Here is a 12,480-nt window from a genome sequence, read left to right as displayed (position 1 = left end):
TATCCACCGGTTAAAAAATTAAATATAACAAAATTTCACCGGTTATACCTGAAATCAATGGAATCATTAAATTATCATCTATCTTTACCACGGTAGTCTCAACAACAGTAGCAACAAATGCCATTCCCACAGCTATTATCCAGTTACCGGTAAAAACAAACCCTATTGCCAGGTCAACTACAAATTCGGAAGCACTTCCTTCCAGTGATTTATCATTATATGCAAGTTTTGTATTTCCAAATGTTTTGCCTACAATAGCCGCAAATAAATCACCCAGAGTTGTCATAAGAATACAGGCAAAAGCGATTTGTTTACTAAACATCGCAATGGATATAATAGCACCAATGGTAAGAAATACATGCCCTCCAAGTTGATTTTTTTCGCTGGTACGATATAAAACATGCAGCATTGGAAGTTTTATGGACCTTTCAAGACGGATGTATTCAAGTACAAGAAAAAAAATTAGAGATACAAACAGAAGTATAAGAACTATCTGTTTACCAAGAAATGCATAAATAACAATAATAAGAACAGATATCAGATGAAAAATTTTTCTCAAGTATTCCTTAAAAAGTTTTCTTTGAACCATTGGATTCGGGATAAAATATGATTTAACCTTATAAAAATAGTAATGATACAAAAATAAGAAAGGAGAAGTAGATTGAATTATTTCTCTACAAATTTTTTGTACAGGCGGGACTGGAATCCGTAATATTTAGCAAACCCTTCAGCATCCTTCTGATTTATGGTTTTGCTGTCAAAGGATACAAACTCTTCTGAATACAATGCATATGGTGAACTTCGAGCCAGTACACTGACATTGCCTTTGTGCAGTTTTACTGTTACTTTTCCTGTAACACGTTCCTGTGTCTTATTAATGAATTCATTAAGGTCTGTATATAAAGGCTCATCAACAAGGCCGTAATATGCAAGTTCTGACCACTGGGCATCAACATCAGCCTTGAACCTGATTTCTGAACGGGTAAGTACCAGTTTTTCCAGATCCTGATGAGCGGTCAGAAGTACGGTTGCTGCAGGGTGTTCATAATTTTCTCTGGCTTTTAAACCAAGAACCCGGTCTTCTATCATGTCAGTCCTGCCTATACCGTGTGAGCCAGCGATATTGTTTAGTTGCTGTATGAGTTCAACTCCATCCATCTCTTTTCCGTCAAGGGACACAGGGACACCATTATCGAATCCGATCACCATCGCCTGTGCTTCAGGAGCATCATCCGGTGATACTGTCCAGCTGTAGATTTCCTGTGGAGGAGCACATGCAGGGTCTTCAAGTTCTCCTCCTTCTATACTCCGGCTCCATATGTTTTCATCTATGCTCCACGGTTCACCTGTGGTAACAGAGACTGGTATCCCATGTTTTTTTGCGTATTCAATTTCCCACTCGCGGGTGAGGTTCATATCCCGCATAGGAGCTATCACTTCAAGGTCGGTTAGCCTGAAAACCGCTTCAAAGCGGAGCTGGTCATTGCCTTTGCCGGTGCATCCATGAGAAAGTGCACTCGCTTTTTCTTTTTCAGCAACTTCCACCACTTTTTTGGCAATCAATGGACGTGCAACAGATGTGCCCATTACATATCCTTCATAATCACCGTTTGCTTTGATAAGCGGGAAGATATAGTCATTGACAAACTCTTTTCTGGCATCGATTGTGTAATGTTTGTCACTGATTTTTTCAGCCTTTTCATCTGCTTCTTTAATCTCTTCTTCGGGCTGTCCAACATTTACTGCAACTGTTATAACTTCATCATAGCCGTATTCTTCTTTTAAAAGAGGGATACATACTGATGTATCAAGTCCTCCTGAATACGCTAAAACTACTTTTTTTGGCTCTGGCATATTAAATCAACCCTGTGTTACCTCTTCATGGTATTCATTAATCGACTTTATAGTAATGTCATTGTTCTTCATAGCTTCGATAGCTTCTGCTGCAGCAATAGCTGCCTGGATGGTTGTTATATAGGGCACTTTGAAATCAACCGCTGCTCTGCGTATTTGATAACCGTCTTTTCTGGATTGTTTACTTGTAGGTGTGTTAATGATAAGAGATACTTCATCTCTTCTCATCATGTCAATCACGTTTGGACTTCCATCATGCACTTTCTTGACGGATTCTACAATTATTCCATGTTCTGCCAGATAACTGGCAGTTCCGTGAGTACCCATGAGTTCGATACCTGCGTCCTGCATCTTACGAGCAACGTTTACAATCTTTTCTTTATCCTCATCTCGGATTGATAGGAATACTTTTCCAGTCTGGGGTAATAGATTGTCTGCACTCAACTGGGCTTTGAAGAAGGCACGTCCAAAATTGTAGTCCACACCCATAACTTCACCAGTACTCTTCATTTCAGGACCAAGAACAGGGTCGACACCTGGCAGTTTATCAAACGGCAGGACAACTTCTTTAACTGAAACATGTTTTACATCTGGTTCCCTGTCCAGTGCATACCCGAGGTCTTTCAGTTTATGACCCATTATGACCTGTGCCGCTATTTTTGCAAGTGGTATACCTACAGCTTTTGATACAAACGGTATTGTTCGACTGGAACGCGGATTTGCTTCAAGGACATAGACTTCACCGTCTCTTTTTGCCATCTGTATGTTAATCAGTCCTTTGACATCAAGTGACAGTGCTATTTTGCGGGTATAGTCACGGACGATTTCCATTGTTTCTTCAGTAAGACTCTGTGGTGGTATAACACATGCAGAATCTCCTGAATGCACCCCTGCTTCTTCAATATGCTCCATTATCGCACCAATGAGAACGTTTTCACCATCACATACAGCATCCACATCGATTTCAACCGCTCCTTCAAGGAAGTCATCGATTAAAATCGGATTATCCTTTGAAACACAGACAGATTCCCTGAGATACCTTTTTAATTCTTCTTCATCGTATACAATCTCCATCGCTCTTCCACCGAGCACATATGAAGGTCTTACAAGGACAGGATAACCGATTTCTGTAGCAAAATTTATCGCTTCTCCCTGTGACAGGGCATATCTACCATCTGGCTGATTGATACCGAGTTCTTTCATAAGGGCATAAAATTTGTCTCTGTCTTCTGCAGTATCGATTTTATCAGGAGAGGTTCCAAAAATTTTAGTTTTTAAATCATTCCTGCGTTCAAGTTCATGTTGCAGTGGTAGGGAAAGGTTAACGGATGTCTGACCACCAAACTGAACCAGTACACCGTCAGGTTGTTCTTTTTCTATAACATTCATCACATCTTCCAGTGTCAGAGGTTCAAAGAACAGTTTATCTGAGGTATCATAATCTGTTGACACTGTTTCAGGATTGTTATTGATTATATGTGATTCGATGTTTTCTTCACTGATAGCAGATACCGCATGTACTGTACAGTAATCAAATTCAATACCCTGACCAATACGGATGGGACCCGAACCAAGTATCAGTATCTTTTTGTTATCGGTGGGTTCAGATTCACACATGGTTTCATAGGATGAATAATAATAGGGTGTTACAGCGGCAAATTCAGCAGCACAGGTATCCACCATCTTATAGGTGGTCTTAATTTGATTATCTCTTCTGGTATCTCCGATTTCTTCTTCTGTTTTGTCTGTCAATTCTGCAATCCGTGAATCAGTAATTCCCAAACGCTTTGAATCACATAGATAATTCAGAGGGACTTCACTTGATTCTGCATATTCCTGTAGCGATTTTTCCATATCTACAATGTTTTTGATTTTCCAGAGGAAGAAAGTGCTAACACCTGTGAATTGATTGATGGCTTCTACTGTAAATCCGTTCCTTAAAGCCTGGAAAATGACAAACAATCGGTTGCTTGTGGGGGTTCTTAGAAGAGTAATAATTTCATTTTCGTCCCATGTAACCCCAGTCTGAATGTCTATATCAAGGGAGCGAATCGCTTTCAACATTGATTCTTCAATCGTTCTACCTATAGCCATTACTTCACCGGTACTCTTCATGGATGTTGAAAGGGTTTTATCTGCTGTAACAAATTTATCAAAAGGCCATCTTGGTATCTTTGTGACAACATAATCAATAGTCGGTTCAAAGGAAGCAGGTGTCTTTTTGGTTACATCGTTTGGTATTTCATCAAGTGTCATTCCAATAGCGATTTTTGCAGTAACTCTTGCAATGGGATAACCAGTTGCTTTGGATGCGAGTGCAGAAGAACGTGATACACGGGGGTTGACTTCAACTACCCTGTAGTCTCCATCTTTAACTGCAAACTGGATGTTACAGCCACCTTCAATTCCGAAAGACCGGATAATATTTATCGCTGAAGAACGAAGCATCTGATGTTCTTCATCACTAAGTGTCTGGGACGGCGTTACCACAATGGATTCGCCTGTATGAATACCCATAGGGTCAAAGTTTTCCATGTTACAGATAATAACACAGGTATCGTTTGAATCGCGCATAACCTCGTATTCAAATTCCTTCCATCCCAGTACGCTTTCTTCAACCAGTACCTGATGGATTCGACTCCTTCTAAGCCCCCTTTCTACGATTTCAAAAAGCTGTTCCTTGGTGTGGGCGATACCACCGCCTGCACCACCCAGAGTATATGCAGGTCTGACAATCAGCGGCAGTCCAAGCTCATCAATCATTTCTTCTGCTTCTTTTAGGGAAGAAATTGCTTTACTCTGTGGAACTTTTTCACCAATATCTCCCATTTTCTCTTTAAAAAGTTCTCTGTCTTCAGTATTGGTTATCGCATCAAGAGGAGTTCCCAGAAGTTTGACATTGTATTTTTCAAGTGCACCAAGATCGGATAATTCACTTGTAACATTTAACCCGGTTTGTCCTCCAAGACCTGCTATGATGCCGTCAGGACGTTCCCTTTCTATGATTTTTTCTACAACTCTGGGTTCAAGTGGTTCAATGTAGACTGAATCCGCCATTTCTGGGTCTGTCATTATAGTGGCGGGGTTTGAGTTTACAAGCACAACTTCAATACCTTCTTCTCTTAAAGCCCTACAAGCCTGGCTTCCGGAGAAATCAAATTCAGCCGCTTGACCTATGGTGATTGGACCTGAACCTATAAGTAAAACTTTTTTGATGTCGTCCTGTTTCGGCATCATAGATCACCTCCAATGGTCTTAACAACCCTGTCAAAAAACAGTTTTTCAGTATCCCATGGACCCGGATTTGCCTCTGGATGATACTGGACACTGTATATATCAAGATATTCATGAGCCACTCCTTCAACAGTATTATCATTGGCATTAATCTGTGTGACAGAAAGGTCAGTGGTATCAAGAGACTGTCCATCTACTGCAAAACCATGATTTTGTGATGTGATATACACTTTACCGGTTTCAAGGTCTTTTACCGGCTGGTTAGCTCCTCTGTGTCCGAATTTAAGTTTATAGGTTTCTGCACCAAGAGCAAGAGATATTATCTGATTTCCAAAACAGATTCCGATTATTGGAAGTTTTCCAGCAAATTCATTAACTGCTGATATTGCACCTTTTGCTTGCAATGGGTCACCGGGTCCGTTGGTAAGGAAAATAAAATCAGGTTCATAGGCTTCAATCATTGAGGTGGATGTGTTTGCAGGGACAACTGTAACATCGATACCACGAGACAAAAGGCTTGAAAGGATATTTCTTTTCAGACCAAGGTCTATGACAACAGCATGTTTCGACTTACCAAAAACCGATTTTTCACTTTTTATATGATATGGTTCCTGGCAGGTAACTTTTGATATCAAATCCACATCTGATATATAGGGTTGTTTACGTGCAAGATTTACTGCTTCATCACTGTCATCGCTTCCGTTTATAAGTGCTGCACGCATTGCACCTGTTTCTCTTGTTTTTATGGTAAGCATTCGGGTATCTACTCCTGCAATACCCGGTATTCCTTCATCCTGCAACAGTTGATTATAATTTCTTGTAGATTTATAATGATAAGGACTGCTACATGCTTCTCTGACAACAATTCCATCGGTTTGTATATTATCTGACTGGAAATTTTCACCGCTTACACCATAGTTGCCTATCAATGGATAGGTGAACATCAATATCTGACCTTTATATGAAGGGTCTGTCATCGCTTCTTCATATCCGGTGTAAAGAGTTGTAAAAACAAGTTCACCACTGACTGCACCTTCACTGCCGATTCCAGTGCCTTTTACGATTGTACCGTCTTCTAATCCTAATACTGCATCCATCATTAGAACCTGCCATTAAATGTAAAGAATAGGTTATAAGTATTGTGCTGGAAATATATTTTCCAGACCCGTATTATTTCATACAATATATATTTGATTGAATACTTGACAAAATTCACTGAACCAGAAGTAAACATGGGGTTTTAAACTAATTAATTTTAAAAATTACAAGCCATCTGGACAGGAAAAATAAAAAACCTATAAGGAATTTTGATATTTTTACCGATTAATTATTGTTGGCTGAGGTATTCCTCGATTTTTTGTTTTAATATGCTGCTTACCTGTTTTCCATCAGCTTTGCCACGGAATTCACCCATAACTACACCCATAAGCGGTCCAACAGCATCTAAACCTTTTTCCTGTACAAACTCCTCTCTGTTATCAATAACTTCATCTACAAATTTTTCAATTTCTGATGTATCAACACCTGTTAATCCAAGTTCGGATGCAGCATTTTCAGCACTCAATTCGGGATTATCTGCAAGTTTTTTCAGTATTTCTTCAATTCCCTCTTTTGCAGTTTTTCCACCTTCAACAAGTTCAAACAACTGGAAAAAATGTTCATCTGTTATGCTGTCAACCTCTACACCTTCTCTTCTAAGTTCGGGTACTGTACCGGTTAGAGTTCTTGCTACCATCGTGGCATTTATATTTGAACTATCCTTAAACGTCCGTATTATATCCTCAAACAGAAGCAAATCCTTTGACTGGACAACTTTTTCTGCAAGTTCCTGATTCAATCCAAATTCCTGTTTAAAGCGGTTAATCTTATCACTTAACAGTTCGGGCATTTCAATGGATTCAAAGTATTCTCTGGATATTTCGACTTGAGGAACGTCGGTTTCAGGATACATGCGTGCAGCACCTGGGAGAGGTCTCATGTATGAGGTATTTCCATCAGGTAATGCTTTACGAGTTTCTTCCGGCACACCTTCAAGAGCTTCTTTAGCACGCTGGATAACGCTCTCCATTGCACTAAAGGAGCGTTTCTCATTGTCAGAGACAAGAACTACAGCATCATTATCTCCTGCATTTACGTATTCACAAAGAGATTCAATTTCATCTTCTGTTATGCCGTAATTTGGAAGTTCATCTGTATGGAAAATTCCGCCTACACCGGATGTTTTTGCACGGTCTGAAAACTCAGTACCAAGACGTCTGCCGGGCTGGATTTCTTTTCCTATATAACCTGCAAATCCCGGTAAAACTCCTGCAATTACTTTTCCTTTTTTAAGAGCCTTTTTTATTATCTTGGATTGAGTATCTGCAAAAACCTCTGACACATCATACATATTTTCGTTAATATGGGCTCCTTTTTGCAGGAGTTCATCCCTTATTTTTATTAAATTAATCTGTCGTTCAACTTCATTTTCAACAATGGATTCTATTTGTTCAAGTGATTGAACTCCTTTTATTTCGATACGTGCCCCTTTTGCTATGGATATATTAACATCCTGACGGATTGTTCCCAATCCCCTTTTAACCTTTCCTGTTGACCTTAAAAGCATGCCTATAAGCTGTGCAGTTTCCCTTGCCTGCTGGGGTGTACGTATATCTGGAGCAGTTCCGATTTCAACAAGCGGAATACCCAGACGATCAAGGGAATAGATTGTTGAATCAGTATTTTGTTCAATTATACGGGCGGATTCTTCTTCAAGACACAGGCTTTCCATTCCAACATATCCTTTTGAGGTTTCCAGATATCCTCCACTTGCAAGGAAAGCTGTTCTCTGGAATCCTGTGGTGTTGGAACCATCGACTACAATCTTTCGCATGACATGCATCTGGTCAACAGGCTGCATATTCAGAAGTTTTGTGATTGTAAGTGAAGTATTGAGAGCTTCTTTATCAATCTCGTTTGGCGGCTCTTCATCATATTCAACCAGACATGTGGAATCATAGGCTTTGTAAATGTATTTTCTATTAAGTTTGGATTGTTCAAGCGCTGCCAAGTCGGTTTCTCCCATTTCACTTGCAGCCGGTCTTATGTATCTGAAAAATTCCAAATTCGACTCTTCAGTATCCCTTAGTTTTGTTGGACATCTGCAGAATAATTTTTCTTTTGTGTCCAGTTGCTGATGAATTTCAAGACCGCATTTTAACCCGAGCTTTTTGTAGTCGAATTTTTCACTCATGAACTATATCACACCGTTGATTTTTCCTGCTAAATAAAACACAGCCTGTAATAAAAGGTTATTTGCTATTACCTTCTTTTTTGTTTTTAAACTTCTCTCTAAATTCTTTTCTGGTTTCTTCAGATGATTCTTTTTCCCATTTTCGTCTAACGTTTATATTTTTAAGTGCCGGTTTTGTGGAGTTTATACGCTCTCTCGCAGCTTTTAACAGTGATTCATCGATTTCTGGAAATTCTACTTCTTCATGCTCTTTTGAGGGTTCTTTTTCAACTTCAACTGTGCGGGATGTATCCGGATGTTTTCTTTTTGACGTTATCATTGATTCAATAGCATCCTCCCATTGGGAAGCCCATGGAGCGTCAGGAATTTTGGTATGATGTACTTGAGTTCTCTTAACACTCATAACGTTTTCAGGACATGCATTTTCACATGCTCCACAATAAATACAGTAATCCTCTTTTATCGCGATGTTTTTGTCTTCTGGAACATACCATAAATGTGCTGGACATACATTAAAACATGCCTGGCAGCCGTGAGGATCACAGCGTTTTATATTATTCTCTTTTAGTGTAATCTCTCCTTCAAACGGTTTTTTGATTTCCACTGCATCATAGGGGCAGACTTCTCTGCACCAGCCGCATCGAGTGCATTTATCCTCATCTATATGCACTTCCCCCTCTATGGCTGGTGGTTCGCAGGGTTTTTTACCTTTAACTTTTATGGCATCTTCTGGACATATGTCCTGGCAAAGCATACAGTAATCGCATTCATCTTCATCTACCATTAACTGTTCAAAGGGAGATGGGTCAGTAGGGCTTGGTTCTTTTTCAAGCATTATAAAGGCATCACAGAAATGCGAACATAAACCGCAAAGATTGCATTTTTCTGTGTCTATTTCAATTTCACCTTCAGCATTCTCATCAAACGGTGTGATATCCTCTTTTTTAGGTATGTTAAGTTTTACCTCAATTGCGTCTTCAGGACATGATGATTCACAGAGAAGGCACGGGAGGCAGTTGTTATTGATTTTAACATAGGAATCAAATTCAGGATAGGAATCTTCAGATGGAACTTCTCCACTGATTTCCATCTTGAATGCGTTCACAGGACAGAATTTTGCACACATACCACAGAATGTGCATTTTTCTATATCCAATGTAACCGGTGGTGCATCCATCCCTGTAGCAATTTCATGCATGGGTCCAAGTTCAAGTGCTTGAGTAGGGCATATTTTCACACACAGACCACAGCCGGTACAGCGTTTGTAATCATAATCCAGTTCTTTTCTGGATTTTTCAGTAAACTGTTTGTAGATAAAATGTGAACCCTGAACATCCATGTCCTTTGTTACTTTGATGGTGTTTTTATCGGAGTTTTCGTTTTCATCCGGTGTGTTCTGCATTTGGTGCCTCCAGGATTTCAGAACCTATTGGACCTATTTTTTCCAGTTCCTCAACAAAATTTTCAATGGATTCGGCAAATCTGTTGCATTCAGATGCGGATATCCATTCAACATTAAGACGGTTCGGGTTTATATCAATCTCTTCCAGCACATCTTTTAGGACGTCCATTCTCTGTTTTGCATTGTAGTTCCCATATACATAATGGCATTCACCGAGACGGCATCCTGAGACCATGACACCATCAGCACCTTTTTCAAAAGCGGTAAGTACGAATTCTGGGTCTACACGTCCTGCACACATAACTCTGATAATCCTTACATTTGTAGGATACTGGATGCGTGATGTCCCGGCAAGGTCTGCACAGGCGTAGCTACACCAGTTACACAGAAAACTTACAATCAGAGGAAATTCATCTTTTACTTCAAGAGCTGCTTCTATCTGGGAATGTATCTGTGCATCTGTCTGGTTTCGCATATATATGGCATCTTCTGGACATGCAGCACTGCATGAACCGCATCCATGACAGGAGAGTTCATCAACTTCAGCTTTATGGTTATACAGTTTAATTTTGCCGAATTTGCATACATCCTGGCAGATACCGCATCCTGTACATTTATCAGTATCTACAAAAGCACTCATCGGGTCTGTTTCAAGTTCACCCCTGCTCAAAAGCTGCATGGCTTTAGATGCTACAGCACTGCCCTGAGCAATTGATATCTGTATTTCTTTTGGTCCTGATGCACAACCTGCAATATATACACCATCGATATTGGATTCAACAGGACGCATTTTTGGATGGGACACGGTATAAAATCCGTCCGAGCGTGTGCTCAAATTCAGCATGCTGGAAATTTTTTCATCTTTATTCGCTTCGAGTCCAACTGAAAGGACTACAAGGTCATAGGTCTCTTCAAAAATTTTGTTTTCAAGTGTATCTTCATACCTTAGAACCGGCTTTCCGCTGTTATCCTCTTGTATTTCGGCGACTTTGCCCCTTACAAACTGGATGCCCATTGATTGAGCGTTTGTATAATATTCTTCATACATTTCACCTGATGCTCTTATGTCTATATAGTGGAGTCTGATGTCCATTTCTGGATATCTTTCTTTTAGCAATTGAGCATTTTTTATAGCTGACATACAGCATACTTTTGAACAATAGGGGTTTCCTACTGTTTCATCTCTTGAACCGACACAATGTATAAAAGCCACTTTCTGAGGAATTTCTTTGGTGGAAGGAACTACTACTTTTCCGTGAGTTGGACCTGATGCATTTATCATACGCTCCAGTTCCATATTAGTAATCACATCAGGATATTTGCTGTAGCCGTATTCTTCTTTACGTGATGCATCAAATACATTGTATCCTGTAGCAACAATAACCGCACCAGCATCAAAGGAAAATTCTTCTTCTTTTTGTTCATAATCTACAGCATCAGCAGGGCATACCTGTCTGCACAATCCACAACCCACACAGTACTCATCATTGATATATGCACACTGGGGGACAGCCTGAGGGAACGGCATACTTATGGCTTTTATCTTTCCTATACCATAATCAAATGGATTGGATATTTCAACAGGACAGACACTGGAACACTCTTCTATGCAGCCTTTGCATTTATCTTCAGAAACATATCTGGGTTTTTTTAATCCTTTTACAGTGAAATTTCCTACTGAACCTGTTATTTCGGTTATTTCTGAATTTGTATAAAGTTCTATGTTTGGGTGATTGGATACTTCTGTCATTTTCGGGGCAAGTACACAGATGGAACAATCATTTGTAGGGAAGACTTCATTCAAAAGCGCCATCTTTCCGCCTATGCTGGGTTCTTTTTCAACCATGTATACATGATAACCTGCATCGGCTAAATTAAGCGCTGCTTCTATCCCGGCTACTCCACCACCGATAACAAGGACATTTCTATTTATAGACACTTTTTTAACTTCAAGTGGTTCAAGGTTTTTCAGTTTGGCAACCCCCATTTTAATCAGGTCAAAGGCTTTTTGGGTTGCCATTTCTGGATGTTGTTTATGCACCCATGAACATTGTTCTCTGATATTTACAATTTCCAGCAAATATGGATTTACTCCTGCATTTTCAATTACCTGCTGGAATGTTTTTTCATGTAATTTGGGAGAACATGCTGCTATAAGTACTCTGTCTATATTATGCTCTTTTATATCTTCAATGATTGCTTCCTGTCCTGTATCAGAACACATGAACTGTATATCCCTGACAATTTCAATATCTTTAAACTCTTTTTTTATTTTGTCCTGCAGGGTATCCATATTGATAACATGTGCAATATTTAAACCACAGTGGCATATATATATTCCAATTTTCATGCCCTTGTACTCCGTTATTGATTTAGTATAATTCTTTTAATTAAAAAAGCAGGTTAGAACAATATGTTAAATAATTAGCTTTGATACATCCTATATCCATTTTCTCTTTTATATACTATACCCTTGAAATCAACTTCAAATAAATAAAAAGTAAACATTTATTAAGGGGATAATAATTTTTTATTGAAAACTATAATATAATTGGTTTTTAATTCAATTTTAGATTTGAAGGAAGCAACTTTCTTTATTTAATTTATATAAACATTCTGAGGTTTCTAAAAGAAACAAACCTTAAATATAATACTTAATAATGTTTTCTATTGTTAGGTTTGTGTGGAGTGTGTTAACAGTACTTGATTAGGGTTTAGAAGAACTGTTATTACACAACCCTGACTTAGTTTAAATCCC

7 protein-coding genes are annotated in these 12,480 nt (G+C 39.1%); all 7 read right to left on the bottom strand.

Going from position 1 to position 12,480, the window contains the following annotated elements; genetic code table 11:
- Positions 1-10: 10 nt before the first annotated feature.
- Positions 11-589 carry a diacylglycerol/polyprenol kinase family protein gene (locus tag METEV_RS07215; RefSeq protein WP_013194866.1) on the bottom strand — a complete coding sequence of 193 codons (579 nt, stop codon included), beginning with the start codon at positions 587-589 and terminating at the stop codon, positions 11-13.
- A gap of 77 nt (positions 590-666) precedes the next feature.
- The gene (locus METEV_RS07210; RefSeq protein ID WP_013194865.1) at positions 667-1,854 is read right to left on the bottom strand and encodes an argininosuccinate synthase; all 1,188 of its coding nucleotides are present in this window, start codon (positions 1,852-1,854) and stop codon (positions 667-669) included.
- Positions 1,855-1,860: 6 nt separating this feature from the next.
- Entirely contained in the window at positions 1,861-5,088 is a 3,228-nt protein-coding gene (gene carB / locus METEV_RS07205; RefSeq protein ID WP_049891275.1) for a carbamoyl-phosphate synthase large subunit, read from the bottom strand.
- Positions 5,088-6,185 carry a glutamine-hydrolyzing carbamoyl-phosphate synthase small subunit gene (gene carA, locus METEV_RS07200; RefSeq protein ID WP_013194863.1) on the bottom strand — a complete coding sequence of 366 codons (1,098 nt, stop codon included), beginning with the start codon at positions 6,183-6,185 and terminating at the stop codon, positions 5,088-5,090. The genes carB and carA overlap by 1 nt, the downstream gene beginning before the upstream one ends.
- 230 nt (positions 6,186-6,415) lie before the next feature.
- Entirely contained in the window at positions 6,416-8,320 is a 1,905-nt protein-coding gene (gene gatE, locus METEV_RS07195) for a Glu-tRNA(Gln) amidotransferase subunit GatE (protein WP_013194862.1), read from the bottom strand.
- A gap of 58 nt (positions 8,321-8,378) precedes the next feature.
- Positions 8,379-9,722: a 4Fe-4S binding protein gene (locus METEV_RS07190; RefSeq protein WP_013194861.1), complete on the bottom strand. Its 1,344-nt coding sequence runs from the start codon at positions 9,720-9,722 to the stop codon at positions 8,379-8,381.
- The gene (gene hdrA2, locus METEV_RS07185; RefSeq protein WP_013194860.1) at positions 9,703-12,072 is read right to left on the bottom strand and encodes a CoB-CoM heterodisulfide reductase HdrA2; all 2,370 of its coding nucleotides are present in this window, start codon (positions 12,070-12,072) and stop codon (positions 9,703-9,705) included. The genes METEV_RS07190 and hdrA2 overlap by 20 nt, the downstream gene beginning before the upstream one ends.
- Positions 12,073-12,480 lie beyond the last annotated feature (408 nt).

The sequence above is a fragment of the Methanohalobium evestigatum Z-7303 genome, from assembly GCF_000196655.1.
Classification (GTDB): domain Archaea; phylum Halobacteriota; class Methanosarcinia; order Methanosarcinales; family Methanosarcinaceae; genus Methanohalobium; species Methanohalobium evestigatum.
This window is presented reverse-complemented; position numbering and strand designations above follow the sequence as displayed.

Bases quoted from the DNA above. Each gene is read 5' to 3' on its own strand.
- carB (WP_049891275.1), bottom strand. From the start codon at position 5,088: ATGCCGAAACAGGACGACATCAAAAAAGTTTTACTTATAGGTTCAGGT.
- METEV_RS07210 (WP_013194865.1), bottom strand. From the start codon at position 1,854: ATGCCAGAGCCAAAAAAAGTAGTTTTAGCGTATTCAGGAGGACTTGAT.
- METEV_RS07190 (WP_013194861.1), bottom strand. From the start codon at position 9,722: ATGCAGAACACACCGGATGAAAACGAAAACTCCGATAAAAACACCATC.
- METEV_RS07215 (WP_013194866.1), bottom strand. From the start codon at position 589: ATGGTTCAAAGAAAACTTTTTAAGGAATACTTGAGAAAAATTTTTCAT.
- hdrA2 (WP_013194860.1), bottom strand. From the start codon at position 12,072: ATGAAAATTGGAATATATATATGCCACTGTGGTTTAAATATTGCACAT.
- carA (WP_013194863.1), bottom strand. From the start codon at position 6,185: ATGGATGCAGTATTAGGATTAGAAGACGGTACAATCGTAAAAGGCACT.
- gatE (WP_013194862.1), bottom strand. From the start codon at position 8,320: ATGAGTGAAAAATTCGACTACAAAAAGCTCGGGTTAAAATGCGGTCTT.